This is a genomic window from Lederbergia galactosidilytica, assembly GCF_017873565.1.
Lineage (GTDB): Bacteria > Bacillota > Bacilli > Bacillales > Bacillaceae_C > Lederbergia > Lederbergia galactosidilytica.
Map to the genome: position 1 here is coordinate 158,977 of NZ_JAGGKH010000005.1, position 16,866 is coordinate 175,842.

General features: G+C 37.8%; 18 protein-coding genes. 14 read left to right on the forward strand and 4 right to left on the reverse strand.

The annotated features are described in order from the left end of the window. Positions 1 to 89 precede the first annotated feature (89 nt). Entirely contained in the window at positions 90 to 857 is a 768-nt protein-coding gene (locus J2Z23_RS06975) for a class I SAM-dependent methyltransferase (RefSeq protein ID WP_057984434.1), read from the reverse strand. A 115-nt stretch (positions 858 to 972) separates the two neighbouring features. Here J2Z23_RS06975 and J2Z23_RS06980 point away from each other — a divergent pair, with 115 nt between their 5' ends. From J2Z23_RS06980 to J2Z23_RS06995, 4 genes are all read left to right on the forward strand, one after another. Then, positions 973 to 1,848, forward strand: a complete 876-nt coding sequence (locus tag J2Z23_RS06980; protein WP_057994388.1) for a LysR family transcriptional regulator — start codon at positions 973 to 975, stop codon at positions 1,846 to 1,848. A gap of 91 nt (positions 1,849 to 1,939) precedes the next feature. Next, entirely contained in the window at positions 1,940 to 2,596 is a 657-nt protein-coding gene (locus J2Z23_RS06985; protein ID WP_064468364.1) for an HAD family hydrolase, read from the forward strand. A gap of 6 nt (positions 2,597 to 2,602) precedes the next feature. Next, positions 2,603 to 3,190 carry a nucleotidyltransferase family protein gene (locus J2Z23_RS06990; RefSeq protein ID WP_057984438.1) on the forward strand — a complete coding sequence of 196 codons (588 nt, stop codon included), beginning with the start codon at positions 2,603 to 2,605 and terminating at the stop codon, positions 3,188 to 3,190. Beyond that, on the forward strand, positions 3,183 to 3,731 hold the full coding sequence (locus tag J2Z23_RS06995; RefSeq protein ID WP_238456163.1) for a GNAT family N-acetyltransferase: 549 nt from the start codon (positions 3,183 to 3,185) through the stop codon (positions 3,729 to 3,731). The genes J2Z23_RS06990 and J2Z23_RS06995 overlap by 8 nt, the downstream gene beginning before the upstream one ends. A gap of 652 nt (positions 3,732 to 4,383) precedes the next feature. Here J2Z23_RS06995 and J2Z23_RS22705 read toward each other — a convergent pair. Then, positions 4,384 to 4,923 (reverse strand): DUF6241 domain-containing protein, encoded by a 540-nt coding sequence (locus J2Z23_RS22705; protein WP_057984440.1) that lies wholly within the window; start codon positions 4,921 to 4,923, stop codon positions 4,384 to 4,386. A gap of 163 nt (positions 4,924 to 5,086) precedes the next feature. Here J2Z23_RS22705 and J2Z23_RS07005 point away from each other — a divergent pair, with 163 nt between their 5' ends. From J2Z23_RS07005 to J2Z23_RS07035, 7 genes are all read left to right on the forward strand, one after another. Beyond that, positions 5,087 to 5,806, forward strand: a complete 720-nt coding sequence (locus tag J2Z23_RS07005) for a YebC/PmpR family DNA-binding transcriptional regulator (RefSeq protein ID WP_057984442.1) — start codon at positions 5,087 to 5,089, stop codon at positions 5,804 to 5,806. 873 nt (positions 5,807 to 6,679) lie between these two features. Next, positions 6,680 to 7,918 carry a GTPase family protein gene (locus J2Z23_RS07010; RefSeq protein ID WP_064468366.1) on the forward strand — a complete coding sequence of 413 codons (1,239 nt, stop codon included), beginning with the start codon at positions 6,680 to 6,682 and terminating at the stop codon, positions 7,916 to 7,918. A 114-nt stretch (positions 7,919 to 8,032) separates the two neighbouring features. After that, positions 8,033 to 8,563 (forward strand): hypothetical protein, encoded by a 531-nt coding sequence (locus tag J2Z23_RS07015; RefSeq protein ID WP_057984446.1) that lies wholly within the window; start codon positions 8,033 to 8,035, stop codon positions 8,561 to 8,563. A gap of 123 nt (positions 8,564 to 8,686) precedes the next feature. Beyond that, the gene (locus J2Z23_RS07020; RefSeq protein ID WP_057984448.1) at positions 8,687 to 9,370 is read left to right on the forward strand and encodes an RluA family pseudouridine synthase; all 684 of its coding nucleotides are present in this window, start codon (positions 8,687 to 8,689) and stop codon (positions 9,368 to 9,370) included. A 360-nt stretch (positions 9,371 to 9,730) separates the two neighbouring features. Further along, complete coding sequence (locus J2Z23_RS07025) at positions 9,731 to 10,501, forward strand: ABC transporter ATP-binding protein (RefSeq protein WP_057984451.1); 771 nt, start codon at positions 9,731 to 9,733, stop codon at positions 10,499 to 10,501. 14 nt (positions 10,502 to 10,515) lie between these two features. Beyond that, complete coding sequence (locus J2Z23_RS07030; RefSeq protein WP_057984453.1) at positions 10,516 to 11,475, forward strand: ABC transporter substrate-binding protein; 960 nt, start codon at positions 10,516 to 10,518, stop codon at positions 11,473 to 11,475. A gap of 1 nt (position 11,476) precedes the next feature. Continuing rightward, on the forward strand, positions 11,477 to 12,238 hold the full coding sequence (locus J2Z23_RS07035; protein ID WP_057984455.1) for an ABC transporter permease: 762 nt from the start codon (positions 11,477 to 11,479) through the stop codon (positions 12,236 to 12,238). A 14-nt stretch (positions 12,239 to 12,252) separates the two neighbouring features. Here J2Z23_RS07035 and J2Z23_RS07040 read toward each other — a convergent pair whose 3' ends face one another. Further along, entirely contained in the window at positions 12,253 to 12,702 is a 450-nt protein-coding gene (locus J2Z23_RS07040) for a winged helix-turn-helix transcriptional regulator (RefSeq protein ID WP_420795717.1), read from the reverse strand. Between the two features lie 160 nt (positions 12,703 to 12,862). On the opposite strand from J2Z23_RS07040, the gene J2Z23_RS07045 reads away from it, so the two are divergent. Together J2Z23_RS07045 and J2Z23_RS07050 are read left to right on the forward strand one after the other, a co-directional pair. Further along, entirely contained in the window at positions 12,863 to 13,399 is a 537-nt protein-coding gene (locus tag J2Z23_RS07045) for a DUF4242 domain-containing protein (RefSeq protein ID WP_057984459.1), read from the forward strand. Positions 13,400 to 13,424: 25 nt separating this feature from the next. Continuing rightward, positions 13,425 to 14,483 carry an acyl-CoA dehydrogenase family protein gene (locus J2Z23_RS07050; protein WP_338018417.1) on the forward strand — a complete coding sequence of 353 codons (1,059 nt, stop codon included), beginning with the start codon at positions 13,425 to 13,427 and terminating at the stop codon, positions 14,481 to 14,483. Positions 14,484 to 14,653: 170 nt separating this feature from the next. Here the strand turns inward: J2Z23_RS07050 and J2Z23_RS07055 are convergent, their stop codons facing one another. Further along, positions 14,654 to 15,874, reverse strand: coding sequence for an MFS transporter (locus J2Z23_RS07055; protein ID WP_209973556.1), 1,221 nt, complete (start codon positions 15,872 to 15,874; stop codon positions 14,654 to 14,656). Between the two features lie 253 nt (positions 15,875 to 16,127). On the opposite strand from J2Z23_RS07055, the gene J2Z23_RS07060 reads away from it, so the two are divergent. Further along, positions 16,128 to 16,550: a YugN family protein gene (locus J2Z23_RS07060; RefSeq protein ID WP_057984464.1), complete on the forward strand. Its 423-nt coding sequence runs from the start codon at positions 16,128 to 16,130 to the stop codon at positions 16,548 to 16,550. Positions 16,551 to 16,866 lie beyond the last annotated feature (316 nt).

Genomic DNA, 16,866 nt, shown 5'->3' on the forward strand with positions numbered 1-16,866 from the left:
AAACCTAATTATAGAAAAAACAAAGGTATAAACTGTAAATCTTATCGTTTAGGATGATAAACAGGGGGAGCGAATCTAGCTCCCCCTGACTATTTTTTAATTCCTACCACTCGTATTCTTTTATAATCTGCTAGCCAATGTCCGTTTTGGAACATTGTTGCCTGCAAATGATCCTCTGTAGCTATGATAAGCTGATCCTTTACATTATTAGTTAATCCTTGAAAAAAGGAATCACCAAACATGTTTAGCCAGTTTCTTAATCCATCTTTTCCTTCTAAAGGAGTTGGACGCTCAAAATACTGAGCAAAAGTTACGTGGAAGCCGAATTTCTCCATTAAAGTAGTGTATTCTCCGATGCTAGGGAAATACCAGGGAATTCGATTGGCACCTTCCTCGATGCCATACTTTTGAAACTGAAGAAGTAATGCATCAACAATTTGTTTAACATTCCCTTTCCCGCCAAATTCTGCAATTAAGCGCCCGCCGGGAACCAATGCTTTATATATACAGGACAGGACTTCATCAGGAGTTTTAATCCAGTGTAAAGCTGCATTAGAGAAAACTGCATCGAACTCATGCCTATAAGGAAGTGCACATGCGTCTTCTACTTTAAACGGTATATGTGGATATTTCCTTATAGCTTCTTTAATCATGTTAGGGGAATAATCTACACCAATAACTTGAGCTCCTAAAGCAGTAATTTGACTAGCTAAATTTCCAGTTCCACAACCTAAATCTAATATTCTTTCCCCAGCCTTTGGGGCTAGTAATTCTATAATACTTTCCCCAAATTTTGATACAAATGAATGATTTTCGTCATATAAAGTAGAATTCCATATATCATAAGAGTCCTTCAACTGTTTTTTCCTCCTTTTCCTTCGTGTAATGAAATTATATCGATTTAGTTCTATAATGAAAATAAACGTTTTTACCAGAAGTTAATAACGATCTGTTATCGGAGTGGGTGGAACTATGGAGATAAAATGGATTCAAACCTTTTTGATTGCTGCCCAATATGGAAACTTCAGGAAGGCATCAGAAGAACTGTATTTGACCCAACCAGCGGTGTCTAAACATATTCGACAATTAGAAAAAAACCTTCAGACAACTTTATTTACAAGGGAGAGAAAGGGAGTGACCCTTTCCGCCGCAGGACTTGCATTTCTCCCGATTGCACAGAAGATCATCAAGGCGTTTGAGCAGGGGATGGGTGAATTTGAATCATGGAAGCAAGGATATAAACGTAAGCTTGTAATAGCAACCGCACCACAAATTACTTCCTCTTTTTTGCCCTCCTTATTGCGACTATTTATGGAAAGGCATCCAGAAATAGAAGTGATGATTCATGTCCAGAAATCATATGATATTGGCGGAGAGGTAAGTTCGGGGAGAGTGGATATAGGCTTAACAAGAATTCAACCGATTCAATCAAACATACGTTGCGAGATGATTCATGAAGAGCGAGTGCTCTTAGTAGGGAGTCCAATGATGGAAAAAAGTAAGGATGTGAATGAAAGTGATGTTTTACAGACTTATCGAATAATCACGGATAATCACCCAGACTATTGGGATGATTTATTACCGTTAATTAAAAACTTTTATCCCCATGTCCAAACTATGCCGGTTCATCAAGTAGAAGGAACAAAGCGATTTATTAGGGAGGGTCTTGGTGTATCCTATTTACCGTATTCCATGGTAAAAGCTGAATTAGAATTAGAAGAGCTAATGGAGATTTCACCTATTCATATTCAACCGCCGATTTCTAAAACTTACCTTATTTCACAAGTAGACACAGAGGAGTCGCAATTATTTACGCAATTTTTAAAAGAAACGGTAGCGACGTTATAGTAAAACAAATTATATCTTGTGCTGTTAATATTTTCAGAATAGAGTGTTATTTAATGGGTAGCTTAGCTATCATGAAAGGATGGAGTTTTTAATGCTAAAAGCCGTGATATTTGATTTGGATGGGACATTATTGAATCGCCAAGCATCTGTAGAAAGTTTTGTTCAAGGCCAATATGAACGCTTATTTGAGTCTGTCAGTCATATACCAAAGGAACAATATATAGCCAGATTCATAGAACTCGATAATCATGGCTACGTATGGAAAGACAAAGTCTATCAACAACTGGTTAAGGAATTATCGATTCAAGCGTTAACTTGGCAAGAACTGTTATCTGATTATATCGATCACTTCCATACACATTGTGTAGCATTTCCGAACTTAATTCCAATGCTTGAACAATTGCAGAATCAATATTCGCTTGGAATGGTTACGAACGGAAAAGGAAGATTTCAGATGCAAAACATCCAGGCTCTCCACATTGAGTCCTATTTTAGCTCTATTCTTATATCTGAATACGAGGGATTGAGCAAGCCAGATCCTGCAATTTTTCAAAAGGTTGCCTTTCAATTGGGGCTTTCTCCAAGTGAATGCATTTATGTAGGAGATCATCCCATTAATGATATCAAAGGAGCGCAAGCTGTTGGCATGAAAGCTATGTGGAAAAAGGATACTTTTTTTGACGAGCCTGAAGCAGAATATGTTGTCGAGCATTTGAAGGAGATTCCACTTTTATTAGGGAGGAATTAGGCTAAAATGCTAGTAACAAAAGAAGATGTGATCAATTGTATTCAACAAGATGAATGGATGATGGGCATCTTAAAAGACGTCCAAACATTAAATTTACCTGATTGGTGGATTTGCGCGGGATTTGTTCGATCGAAAATATGGGATCAATTGCATAACTATCCTGTTCGTACCCCACTTGCTGATATTGATGTGGTTTACTTTGATCCCTCTGAGGTGGATAAGCAAACGGAAAAGGAGTTTGAAAAAAGGCTTGCCATATTATCTCCTCATCTACCTTGGTCTGTTAAAAATCAAGCAAGAATGCATGAGGTAAGCGGTATGACTCCATATATTTCAAGTGTTGATGGAATAAAAAGATTCCCCGAAACTGTAACAGCTTTAGGAGTCAAACTTGATGAAAAAGAGAAAGTTGTATTAACAGCGCCTTGGGGTGTGAGAGATGTATTGAAAATGGAAATTAGACCCACAAAGTACTACATAAAAGATAGTGGAAGAGAAGTGATCTATGCTCAACGAATTGCCTCAAAAAATTGGTTGAAGACCTGGCCATTAGTAAAGATTTATGGAGTAAATGGGAAGCTGGTAGGTGAATGAAAGTTTAAATGATAATAAATGGGGGCAAGGAAGTATGGCGAAAATCCGCTTATTAGTTCCAGCAGATGCGGAAAATTACTCTAAAATAAGACTAGAAGCCTTACGTTATAATGCTGATTCATTTGCCACCACGTATTCAGAGGAAAAAGGAAATCCTATAGAAAAATATAAAAGTAGATTTCGTTCTGATACAAGTTTCACGCTAGGGGCATTTGAGGGGGATTCATTAGTTGGCATTATCACCTTGGTAAGGGAACAATATTATAAACTAAGACATCGAGCTAATATAGTAGCCATGTATGTTACACCGGCTAAACGAAAACAAGGTGTTGGAAAATCCTTATTAATAGAAGTAATCAAGCTAGCTAAAAATATAAATGGAGTGGAACAGTTATATCTCACCGTTATCACGACAAATAGAGCGGCAATTGAGCTCTATTCCACCCTTGGTTTTAACGTGTTTGCCATAGAGGAAAAGGCGATGAAATTAGAAGGTTATTATCTTGATGAACAACATATGGTCCTCTTTCTTGAAAAATAAGTTTAGGTTGCGGTATAGTTCTGCGCTTACGGGATTGCAGTATTTTGATGAAGATGCTTATAGCAAAGGAATATAGGATAAATACTCGCTATCTTGCGGCATTTTTCCCTGTGTTTTAGTCCTATCTGGCACAATGCTTTTCTGTATAGAGGCGAGGTCTGCCGCGGTAGAAGAAATATATTTCCAAGCGGGATTTTAGGAGAATGGGTATTCGGATTATCGTGTAGAAAATATGAAGTGATAAGTCATCCTATGGGAGCAAAGGAGGCTGCTAAAAAGTCCAAACAACATCTATAAAGCGTTATAGGTCTAATCGCAGCCAGCATATACTTCGCTTTCCCGGACGAGTGTCAAGTCTCTTCAGGCTCCGTCTTCCCGAGCCTTGCCGATCTCTTACTTCCCGTAGGGGTCTTCGTATATACTGGCTGCTTTGTATAAAAAAACAATAAAGTTTTTACCTCATTATCTAGTTTTCAGCAGCCATAGCAAAGGCCGCGATGAGATCCGCAGTGCGTAGCGCAAGGAGGCTCATTAGCCGCCCGCGAAAAGGGGCATATTTCAATTACGGCATTAAAAGAGATGTCTCACTTTACACTATTTTTCAATTGCTTGAAGAATTCAAGTATTTTTACCCCATTCCCTGTAAAGCCGCCTACTGTTCTTTTGTTTCCTGAAGAAAAGTCTCTTCCTCCTCAGGACTTAAAATACCTGTAGCTTTCCCGATGGTACCACCTTGTAGTTGCCAGATCGCATTATGGTCTTTGTCCACTTTTGAAAAATCGCCTTCCTTCCATCTTTCTAAAATGTCTTTGTAAAGACTAGCACTTTTAAAATCAGTTTGTTTTAAACCATGTAATAACCAGTCAATTCTTTCTGGGGTGATTTCATAAAATCCCCATTTTTCATCCGCAATTATTTTTTGGTGTGACATCTTATGAATGTAATTTTGATAGTCTGCTTCTGTTAATTCTTCTAACGGTGTCTTTTTTCCAAAAGGATTGGAAGAGTCAACGGTTGAATCATTCTCTTCAACGGTGACCTCTGTAGTCTCTGCTGTTTGTGCTTCTGTTTGTTTTTTTACCGCTGCTACCTTTTCAGGAGATTCTTTAGGGTCTATAATAACAAGGATGATAAACACTCCTACAAGTACAACAATCAGTCCAATTAAGGACCAGATAATCTTTTTATACACAGAAGAAATCCTCCTTTAAAGCCAAAAAGTGAAAGTATATGTGCTTATTTCTATATTCGCGATAAATCCTAATTTACCTGCAAAATATTACTACTCGAAAAATGGAAAGTCTAGCGTTATAATACTATAGTTAAGTATTCAAATTCGAAAGAGAGTGTTACGTATGGGACGTAAATGGAATAATATTAAAGAAAAAAAAGCCTTGAAGGATAAAAACACAAGTCGGATTTATGCAAAATTTGGTCGTGAGATTTATGTGGCAGCTAAACAGGGTGAACCTGATCCTGAAGCAAACCAAGCATTAAAAGTCGTTTTAGAAAGAGCGAAGACTTATAATGTGCCAAAAGCCATTATAGATCGTGCCATTGAAAAAGCAAAAGGTGGCGCAGATGAAAATTACTCAGAACTTCGCTATGAAGGTTTTGGTCCCAATGGTTCAATGTTGATCGTCGATGCTTTGACAAACAATGTGAACCGTACGGCATCAGAAGTGCGGGCGGCTTTTGGGAAAAATGGTGGCAATATGGGAGTGAGTGGCTCTGTTGCTTATATGTTTGAGGCTACAGCTGTTTTTGGTATTGAAGAGAAAACAGCGGATGATGTATTAGAAATCCTTATGGAAGCTGAATTAGATGTACGCGATATTATCGAAGAAGAAGACACTGTGATTGTATATGCGGAGCCAGATCAGTTCCATGCTGTGCAAGAGGCATTAGAACAAGCGGGAATTACAGAGTTTTCGATTGCCGAATTAACAATGCTCGCTCAAAATGAAGTGTCCTTGACAGAGGAGGATCAGGCACAGTTTGAAAAATTGGTTGATGTGTTAGAAGACTTAGAAGATGTTCAGCAAGTGCATCATAATGTTGCTCTAGATGCTTAAACTTTAAAGGTTGTTCAAAAAGTTCGATGTTTTATCCTTCTTTTTGAACAGCCTTTTTCTGTGGTAAAGGGGCGGAGCTACGCTAAAGGAATTCTATTTAGCTCATAATGAGTATGAGTAAAAAGGTGGAAAGTACACTTTACTCATGAAATTGAAGCGGCTTCGCTCACACTACCTTATGTACAAGGAAACTTGCTTTAAACTTTTCCAGGTTTGAGTTGTGAGCATCCCCTCATGAATGTTTTTTGTTAACTCTTTATCTAATTCTCTACGGATATGCCTTTGATAAACCCTCATATCACATTTCCTTCTAGCGTGTTGTCCTTCTACTCTAATAGAAAGAAACGTTTCAACTGTTGTAAATAGAAAGGATCCTTGCCCGTCTAGTCTGAGGTTTTTTGTAAATAGGGCGCCTTTCATCCCCGTAATTCTAGTATAACGTTGCCTTCCTCTACTAGGACATCATATTGAAGTGTAATCTCAGTGTTTTTGGGGAAGGTATATTAATAATATTCGACACCATGAAATCTTTTGTAAGAAAGAGAGAGTGAATTCCATCCTGTTCTATGGACGAAGTTTAGCCTTACTACTTCATGACGCAAAATCCCCTATTTGTGAAGAATAAAAGCTATTGCGCCAATAACTAAAAGAGAAATGATTGCCTTCCACATAATCTGTTACCTCAATGTGAGAGGATTTTCAGTAAGCTCCTTGAGCATGCCATTTTAGCAATTATTAGACAAAATCTGCTTTGTAAGAGATAATTTTTGTATACAAGATTTTCTTCAATAGATAAGAAATTCTCCTCTGTCTAGTGGTTTAGCTTTAGGAGACTTGTGTTTTTCTTATCTGAATCTGGAGGTGCAAAATAAGGTGAGTAATGAACAAGAAAATAAAAAGCAAATTGACGATCTGATTAAATCTATATATGAAGCTTTAGCTAAAGCAAAGATTCCGGGAAAAGTGAAAGAAAAAATTCATGTGGAATTGGATCATTTAAAATCTTTTACATTGGATGCACGCCCGGCAAGGTTTGCGATTGTTGGTAGAAGGGGAGCTGGAAAGTCGAGCCTGATTAATGCTATATTTGGCGAAAAAAGAGCGGAAATTGGCGATGTAAAGGCACGTACAGGAGCTGGGAAATGGCATCGTTATCAGTCAGATGCTGGTGCGCTAGAAATTTTGGATACGAGAGGTTTGGGAGAGGCAGAGGATCCGGAAGAGGCTTTTTCGAAAGCAACCGCCTTGGAGGAGGTACAAGCTTCTATCAAAGAAAAATGCCCAGATGCGATTTTATTTTTAAGTAAGGCAAAAGAAGTGAGTTCACGGATTGATGAAGATTTAGCCCAATTATTGGAACTGAAGAAGACAATCCAAGAGGTACATGAATTTGACACACCGATCATTGGAGTTGTAACACAGGTCGATGAGTTAAGCCCGAAATCAGCGGATAAGCCACCATTTGATCATCCAATAAAACAGGAAAATATTCAGGAAGCGATTCAAGTACTTGAGTCGAAATTGCGGGAGGCTGTTTCCAATCCTGTAAAAGTCATCCCTGTCTCCGCTTATATGGAATTTGATCATGATGAAGTTGTCTATGATATTCGCTGGAATATTGATCTCCTCTTGGATTATTTAATTGAACAATTACCTAATGAGGCGCAAATGGTGCTAGCGAAATTATCAAAAATCAAGTCCGTGCAAAAAAAGGTTGCACGCAGGTTGGGAAAGAGTATAGCCGGTATAACGGGGGCGATCGGAGCGAGTCCGATTCCGGGTCCTGATATGCCAATTATTACTGGCTTACAAACGACAATGATTGCTTCAATTGCTTTGATTTCTGGGCAAAAGCTTGGAAGAAAGTCTGTTGTAGAATTTATGGGCGCTTTAGGTCTCAACGTGGCGACAGGGATTGTTTTGCGTCAAGTAGCAAGGCAATTGGTGAAATTTATTCCTGTTGCGGGAAGTGTCATCTCTGGGGCGATTGCCACTGCGGGAACCTATGCTTTATGTGAAGCAGCGATTGCTTACTTTATTGAAGGAAAATCAATGAACCAAGTTAAGGAAACCTTTGAAGAGGAATTTGAGGAAAAGAAAAAGGAACAATGAGATGAGGCGGCTACGGTTGCCTCATTTTTAGTTTAGAAATATATAAATAATCGGGAGAAGAGATTTAAAGAAGAGAGTATAATATGATATAAAAGGTGATATTGAGGTGAGTAGATGACTTATTATGCTTATTTTGCATCACATGCACCGTTGTCGACGGAAGAAATCGGATATCAGCCAATTCGTGAAAATGTTTACGCCTCTGAACTTGATTTTACGGGATTATGGTTTGAGGAAAATCTTGATGAAGCCAATGAAAAAAGATATCCTTTTTCTCAACATGTACGTCTTCATTACCAAACAAGATGTACTTCAAATTATTTACCTATTGAGGGGAACTATCGATCAAATCACACGTTTTATAAGAAAATCTCTGTTCTCCTATTTGAATATATTTTAAAGGCTTTAGAAGATAGCCCGATTGTGGTTTATTATATTTCTTTGGACAGTCAGGAAGATGAAGAGTTTACTTTGGTAAAAACGCTCCATTTATCAGAAATTCAATCCCCTGAAGATTTTCATATCAATGATCGAGAATGTTTGCGGATTATTCGCGATGATCCGATTTTAGAGTATTTAGAGGATGAATCTGGTTTTATCTATGTAAAACATCCGGAATATTTACAAACACAACTAAAATCATAATGTATTTGCTTATGGTTGTTGATCCTTTACGATAGAATGATAAAGTTATACTGCAGAAAATGATGAACAACTAGATGTTAAGAAAGTAATCCTATGACCTTAAAGAAGGAGTTTTGAATAAGATTGGATATCCCTATTTTATACGAAGATAATCATTTGCTAGTAGTTGAGAAACCGGTAAATATCCCTGTGCAAGCGGATCAAACTGGTGATCCGGATTTGTTGACAATATTAAAGGAAGATATAAAAATTCGTTATCAGAAGCCTGGTAATGTCTACTTAGGGCTCGTCCATCGATTAGACCGTCCTGTTGGTGGTGTCATGGTATTTGCAAAGACTTCGAAGGCGGCTTCAAGATTATCAGATGCCATTCGGAGAAGAGCCTTCCATAAAAAGTATCTTGCTGTTGTCAGAGGAATCCCTGAAGAAAATCAAGCTAAATTGGAAAATCATTTATGGAAAGATCAGAAGAAAAACCAAGTATACATCGTTACAGAAAAAGATCCACGGGGGAAAAAGGCGATACTTGAATATAAGGTATTAGGAGAGGCGCAAGATATGAGTCTTTTGGAAATCAATCTACATACGGGCCGTCCCCATCAAATTAGGGTTCAATTATCTGGTATTGGTTGTCCTTTGTATGGAGATCAGAAGTATGGACAAGGAGCGAATAAACCTGGTCAACAAATTGCTCTCTGGGCCTCTGAGCTTGGATTTGAACATCCTATTTCAAAGGATTGGATAAAGATATCACAAATCCCCCCGAAGATCTTCCCGTGGAAACTATGGAAGGAAAGGGATAAATAAATCAGAATGCTATTTTCATTTGGAATGGATCTTATTTATTTCCTTTTTTGGGTCTGTCCTTTTAATCATAACAACATATAGATTTTTTAAGTAAAAGTCCGCTTTCATAGCGGGCTTTTTATATTTCATCGCTTTATAAGTCTCATGTATATAATCCCTTTATGATCAGGGAACATCGATCTGAATAGCTAGTATTACTCGGCGTTCGACTAATCAAAAAGTCTCAAAAAGAGATCTATTGATAAATAATTGCAAAATCTTATTGAGTTATATTTATGTACAGAGTATAATAAATTAACCATAAACCAACCAAACTAATCGGAATAGTTTAATATAATAATCCGAAAGGGAGTGTGAAATTTGATTCAAGTTAAAGAGGTTTCAAAGTCGTTTCACAAAAGCTCGGCTTCTAACCAAGTCATAGATAATATTTCATTTGAAGTAAAAAAGGGAGAAATTGTTACATTATTGGGGAAGAGTGGTTGTGGAAAAAGTACTTTACTAAATATTATTGGTGGATTTACAACTGCTGACAGTGGAAATGTCTTTGTAGATGAGCATAAAGTTACTCGCCCTAAAAGAAACTGTATTACTCTTTTTCAACACCGCAATTTATTACCATGGAGATCAGTCCAAAAAAATGTGGAGTTGGGTTTAGAAAAGGAAGATTTATCAGTGCAAGAGCGTAGAGTGAGAGCTCTCAATGCGATAGAACTAGTTGGATTAAAAGCAAATGCTCAACAATTTCCCCATGAACTATCTGGTGGAATGCAGCAAAGAGTCGCCATTGCTAGAGCATTTGCAATGAAGCCTGATGTGATTTTGATGGATGAACCATTTGCTGCACTCGATACATTTAATCGCTATCACTTGCAGGATCAGTTGTTGAAAATTCAGGAAAAGGAAAAATCTACTATTTTATTAGTGACCCATGATATTGATGAAGCTGTTTACTTATCAGACCGCATTCTTATTATGAGTGCACATCCAGGCAAAATTTACAAGGATTTGAAAATTGAATTATCTAAACCCCGGGACAGAACAACAAATGATTTTCATTATTTCCGCAAGAGAATACTAGATGAATTTGAATTAAGTGGAATTCAAAATCCAATGGAATATATGATTTAATGGGGGATTTTAAAGTGAAAAGGATAGTAGTAGGACTTATGCTATTAATGTTTCTACCCACGATTGTAGCGTGCGGAAAGCAAGCTACCCCTGTGGATGGAAAACCAGTGATTAAGATTGGGTATTTACCAATTACCCACGCAGGACCTTTATTTATTGATACTCATCTCCATGATGGTGAAGTTGGAGCATATCAAATTGAAATGATTAAATTTGGTTCATGGCCAGATTTAATGGATGCATTAAATACAGGAAGAATTGATGGGGCATCTGTATTAATCGAATTAGCCATGAAAGCAAAGGAAAAAGGGATTGATTTAAAAGCGGTCGCTCTTGGTCATAAAGATGGGAATGTTTTAATTTCCACGGATGATATTCATAATGCACATGATTTAAATGGAGAAACCTTTGCGATTCCACATAAATACTCGACTCATAATCTATTGTTAAATGAATATATGGAAAATGCGGGAATGAAATATGAGGATGTAAATGTAGTGGAAATGCCGCCAGCAGAGATGCCTGCAGCTTTATCAGAAAAAAGAATAGCTGGATATGTTGTAGCTGAACCTTTTGGAGCGATGTCTGTCGTGCTAGGGAAAGGGAAAGTTTTAGCTCACTCTGATGAGGTATGGCCACATTCTTATTGTTGTGTTCTTGTCCTGCGTAATGATTTTATTCGAGCTAATAAAAGTGAAGTTCAAACATTCATTGAACAATACGCAAACGCCGGAAATATTGCAGATAGCAGAAGTTCAGAAGTTTACGAAGCCTATTTGTACTACATGAAAGTTGATAAGGAAGTTCTCGATCTTTCATTGCAATGGATCTCTTATGATGACCTTCGGATTGAGCAAGATGAGTACGAGAAACTAAGGAAGCGTGTTATTGAAATGGGATTATCCAAAAATCCCCCTACGTATGATGAATTTGTCGATTTATCATTTCTAGGAAATGTGGAGGGAACTAAATGACATGTTGAAAAAATTAGGATATATCGTCATCGGGTTTATTTTACTACTAATAGTTTGGCAATTAATTATCCAAATTGGGAGGTATGAAGAGGCACTTCTTCCCTCACCACTCAGCGTTGCGAAGGCTATACTCACTCTGATCGTTGATGGTACATTATGGGTTCATTTGCGAGTGAGTTTATTAAGATTTGCCATAGGCTATCTTTTAGCTATTATTCCCGCTATTATTCTCGGAATGTTATTGGGAAGAATGCGGTGCATATTACAAATTGTGGATCCAATAATCCAAGTATTAAGGCCAGTATCACCGATTGCCTGGTCACCTTTTATTGTACTTTGGTTTGGGATTGGCGATATGCCTGCGATTGTCATTATCTTTATTGCAGCTTTCTTTCCGGTATTATTAACAACCATTTCTGGTGTAAAGAAAATAGATCAAGATTATTTAAAGATTGCTGAAAACTTAGAAGTTAGAAGATTGGACTTATTTGTCAAATTCATCTTCCCAGCAGTTTTTCCAGCAATCGTCAGTGGTCTCCATATTGCGCTCGGTACGGCGTGGATCTTTTTAGTGTCAGGTGAGATGGTTGGTGCGCAATCGGGACTTGGATTTCTAATTGTGGATGCAAGAAATACACTGAATTTGGACTTTGTATTGGCGGGTATTATTTTTATTGGAGTAATTGGATTGATATTAGATCGGTTAGTAGGTTTATTCGAACAATGGGTAGGCAGGCATTGGGGAACAGTTCCACGTAACTAATTCCCCTAGAAAATCTAATTATCTTGCCCTTCTTCAATAGAAATTGTATCCAGGTCATATACAATTTCACCTGTTTTCTTTGAATAATAGGTAATGCCAACTTCGTCACCAGTAGGAGCGTGTACAAGTCTTTTATAACATTTCTCAAGATGCTGACTACCCCATAGAATAAGGGAATGGAAAACATGTTCCAGATCTTCTCCACTTTCGGTAAGTGTATATTTATAGCGTGGTGGGTGATCTGAATAAAGTGTTGATTGGACCAAACCTTCCTTCTCCAAATACTTTAATCGTTCAGATAATAGATTGGCAGAAATACCATCTAATGATTTTTTCATTTCATTAAAGGTTGTATTGCCAGTTAATATTTCATGAATAATTAAGAGGGTCCATCTATCACCAATAATATTAAGCGTCTGAGCAATATTACACGGTAAATTATATTTTATTCGCAAGCGGTTCATCCTCTCATAAGCAGATTCTTTACTTCCACAAGGAGTTTAACATAGGTGGAATCACATTTTAAAATAATTATACAAGAAATTTTCTAATTAGGTTGAAAAAACTAACTAAGTATAATAATATAACTTATATAAATCCAATAAGAATAGTGAGGTTTTAAAAATGGGCTTATATTTAGTGGAATCCAATCTTACGGAAGTTGTTCAATCATCGGCAGATTTGGATCGCAAGGTGGCAGAGCTTCAAGAACAATTGGGTAAACAGGAAGCAGCTTTAATCGAATTGCAAGTGGCCAAGGATTTTTCTCGTTCCTTTTTTATTGTGGAAGCAGAAAGGGAAGAGATTGCAACTCAAGTGTTAAAGGATTCAAGTATACCGATTGAATTGGTGAAGGAAGTTCGCTTAGTAGGTGAAGAGCTTGAGAAAGTGAAGGCGAACAAAGACATAGTTAATTATTTAGTCGAGTGGAATTTGCCCGAGCATTTAACAATGGATCAATATTTGGAAAGAAAAAAGAAAAATTCCGTTCACTACGAAGAAGTACCTGAAGTTCAGTTTGCGCGTACGTATGTGTGCGAAGATATGACAAAATGTCTCTGCTTCTATGATGCACCTGACCAAGATGCTGTTGAACGTGCTCGTGAAGCTGTTCACGCTCCAATTGATGCGATTACAGAAATTTTAAAGAAAGACCAATAATTCGTTTAAGTGAGTGGTGACCATGATGAAAAGTGCAGAAAAAAAGAAAAATTCGTTGACAAAACTAATAGCAGAAGAATTAAAGCCATATGTCAAAAAAATCGATACGGAAGCCTTCTATGCAGAGGATTATTTACGAACATTGGGGAAGGTAGGGTTGTTTTCCGCTCAGGGGCGAACAGAAAAAGAGCAACTCATTGACGAGTATTATATGGTCAAGGAAACTGCGAAAATATGTATGACGACTGCTTTTTGTCTATGGTGCCACTTAGCAGCCTTAACCTATATTCGTCACTCGGAAAACGAACATTTAAAAGCTACCATTCTGCCAAAACTGGAATCAGGTGCCTTATTAGGAGCAACAGCTCTTTCGAATCCATTGAAGTATTTTGCCGGTTTAGAAACTATGCATTTAAAAGCGGAAAAAACTGAGGGAGGATACTTCATATCTGGCGTCATACCTTATGTCTCCAATCTTGGGGAAGTGGATCATGGCTTTGGGTTTATTGCTGCAGTAAATGATTCCACACGGATTATCGGCTTTCTATCTTGTGAGACTCCGGGAATTACGATGAAAGAGCGAAAAGATTATTTTGGCCTGAATGGCAGTGCGACATATGCCTGTACATTAAAAAAGGTTTTCATCGCGGATGATTGCGTGATTTCCGAGAATGCCGATGAATTTGTAAATTCCATTAAATCAATTTTTATTGCTTATCAAATCCCCCTTGGTTTTGGAGTAGTTGATGCTTCGGTTCAATCAATTGAAAAGGTCAATAAAAAGCAAAATGGCTGTAATCAATATTTACCTATTCAAGCTGATCAGTTAAAGGAGCGATTAGCAAAATTAGAGGGAAATCTTAGACAGCAGTTAGAGCAGCCTTCTTTATCTTGGCGTGATATTGCAGAGATTCGCTTAGAGATTGCTTATTTAACTCTTGATGCCGTTCAAGCGGCCATGTTACATCACGGAGGCTCTGCTTATTTAAAAGATAGTACACCTGCACGTAAATTGCGGGAGGCTTACTTTTTGGCTAATTTAACACCAACTATCAAACATTTAGAAAAGATGTTAGTTCATTAATAAAAAGAAAAGTGGCTGGGGCATAATTAAAATGTTAATTCCAAAGAAGACGCATTACGATCACGGAATATATTTCGCGATCGTAATGCGCCATAGGAATTCGGTATTTTCATTTGTGGAAAGACTCGCCTCAATCTCTCCGATATCACTTTTATAAGCTTTTCTTTAAGTTACTTTGCCAATTTGAAGTGAAATAATCTTCTGAACATAAACAGCAATATTGCGGATACAAATAGTAATGCTGCTGCGAGCAGGAAGATAAACTTAGCACCGAATTGGTCTGTTAAAAATCCGAAGAGCACAGTCGAAAGTCCAAATATACCTAAAATGGCTACTTCTTGTGCCGCATATACTTTTGGTAATAATCTCTCTTGGACATTGGTTTGCACAAAGGTTTGTGTGGCTACTCCCTTTATTTGATTGGAAGAGCCAAATAGGACAGACAGCATTAAAGCAGACCACGGGTTAGAATTCAAACCGAATAAAAGGGTAGATAGCATTACTAAAAACGCTCCAAAAACTATAGCTTTTTGGATATGTCTTTCTATGGCATCGGCATACCAATAGCCTAAAATTCCACCTAATAGTAATCCGCTGAAAAAGCTAGCATTCACGTATCCCCACCACTGTTCACTTACATGTAGAACATCAGCCACATACACATACATGATCGCTGCAATCCAAACAACATTAGCACTTGATTCAATGATCTCGGTTATGCTAATCACTCGCAAAAACGGTGTCTTCCATATGGCGAGCCAGCCTGCTAAGAATTGTCCTTCTGCTTTTTCGCTGGTTTGTTCATCTTCTTCCCTGATATCATGGTGGACGAAGCTAAGTAAAAACATCAATAGACTTGCCACATAGTATAAAGCAAGTGTTAGCCAAATCGTATGACTAGCTCCAACAACAGCGACGATAAGCCCCCCACATGCCCAAGAACCTAATTGAATCGTTTGATCCACACTAGCCACAAAGCTATTAGCCTTGACCAATTCGGATCCAGGAACAATCCTTGGCAAAAGGGCATCTTTCACCGGATTTGCCCATCCATCTAAGAAGGCGATCAGAATGATGAATAGGAAAATAAACCAAATATTCTCTTTTCCTAATAGTAATATTGAAAAAATAGCTAAACCCATAAATAACAAGGTTTTACCGAATTGGGAGTAAGCTAGAATATGTGAAAGACGAAAGCGATTTATAAGTATCGGGACTAATAATGACCCTGTTAAACGGCTGAATGTATTGAACAATGGCAGTAATGCCATAAAAGTAGCGGATCCGGTTAATTCATACAGGATTGAAATTAATGCGACAATATAAAAAACATCCCCCATGTTCGCCAGAGATTGCCCCATCCATAAAAAACGAAAAGACTTTTTCCCCATAAAAAATTCTCCTTCATTATGAAATTGTTTAAGGTTAGGGAAAGTCTCACATTGAATACGGCTCCTTCTGTCGTTTTGATCTTGGCTAAAATAGGGGATGGATCTCTTTGAATGGCTGCTCTTATTATACAAAAGAATGAGATTACTTACTACATGAAAATAATGAAATCCCTCTATGCGATAACCAGGGGATGTATATTTTTTTAGGATTGGCTAAAAATAGTATTCAATCTTATGCTGGAGTGGATGCTCAATGATTATATTGGATACAGAAATTGAAGGGAAAATAGCAAAATATGGTGAGATGATGGATCATCTCTGTCCCTTAGGGTATTGTCTAGGAGGGAATTGGGATTATGATAAAGGTCATTTCGATTCCATTTTATGGCGCGAAGGCGGAGAAACCATCTATATGCGGATCCCTTTTCATGTTGTAGAGGGGATGCTTGATGAGTATCATGCGCGAATTCAATTTGATAAGCCTTATGTCATAAAACATGTTGTAAACATTGGTCTAGATCGTGATGAGAGTTCCTTACTCACAACAACAGGAGTGAATCAATTTCAAGAACCGCTTGATCAAGATGGAAATATTCACCGCCCGCAAAAATGGGAAGAAGCTGGTGAAGCGGCCATTAATGAAATTTTAAATAGGATCCATCCCATTTCTTCATAATCATAAAGTAAAAAGGCCCTTCTGATGAACGAAAAGGTGAGGGATGTCCTTGTAGATCAAGAGAAATTCAGATCTACAAGGATGGACCGATTCGGCAGCAAAAAGGCCTTGATTATTTAATTAGTTGAATCAATTTCACAATAGAGATTTTAGCCTTCAAATCCGAACAATGTTTTTAGGTGGACGATTTCCGGGGGCGTGCGGTGAGCTTCCTCGTCGCTATATGCTCCCGCGGGATCTTACCTGTCACGCTAATCCCCAGGAGTCGCCACCTTCCGCTCCAATCAACTAGGTTAAGGAAATACATTGACTAACC

Coding starts and splice junctions, on each gene's coding strand:
- J2Z23_RS06990 (WP_057984438.1), top strand. CDS start 2,603: ATGCTAGTAACAAAAGAAGATGTGATCAATTGTATTCAACAAGATGAA.
- J2Z23_RS07015 (WP_057984446.1), top strand. CDS start 8,033: ATGACTTATTATGCTTATTTTGCATCACATGCACCGTTGTCGACGGAA.
- J2Z23_RS07060 (WP_057984464.1), top strand. CDS start 16,128: ATGATTATATTGGATACAGAAATTGAAGGGAAAATAGCAAAATATGGT.
- J2Z23_RS07045 (WP_057984459.1), top strand. CDS start 12,863: ATGGGCTTATATTTAGTGGAATCCAATCTTACGGAAGTTGTTCAATCA.
- J2Z23_RS07005 (WP_057984442.1), top strand. CDS start 5,087: ATGGGACGTAAATGGAATAATATTAAAGAAAAAAAAGCCTTGAAGGAT.
- J2Z23_RS06980 (WP_057994388.1), top strand. CDS start 973: ATGGAGATAAAATGGATTCAAACCTTTTTGATTGCTGCCCAATATGGA.
- J2Z23_RS07055 (WP_209973556.1), bottom strand. CDS start 15,874: ATGGGGAAAAAGTCTTTTCGTTTTTTATGGATGGGGCAATCTCTGGCG.
- J2Z23_RS07050 (WP_338018417.1), top strand. CDS start 13,425: ATGAAAAGTGCAGAAAAAAAGAAAAATTCGTTGACAAAACTAATAGCA.
- J2Z23_RS06985 (WP_064468364.1), top strand. CDS start 1,940: ATGCTAAAAGCCGTGATATTTGATTTGGATGGGACATTATTGAATCGC.
- J2Z23_RS07040 (WP_420795717.1), bottom strand. CDS start 12,702: ATGAACCGCTTGCGAATAAAATATAATTTACCGTGTAATATTGCTCAG.
- J2Z23_RS07035 (WP_057984455.1), top strand. CDS start 11,477: ATGTTGAAAAAATTAGGATATATCGTCATCGGGTTTATTTTACTACTA.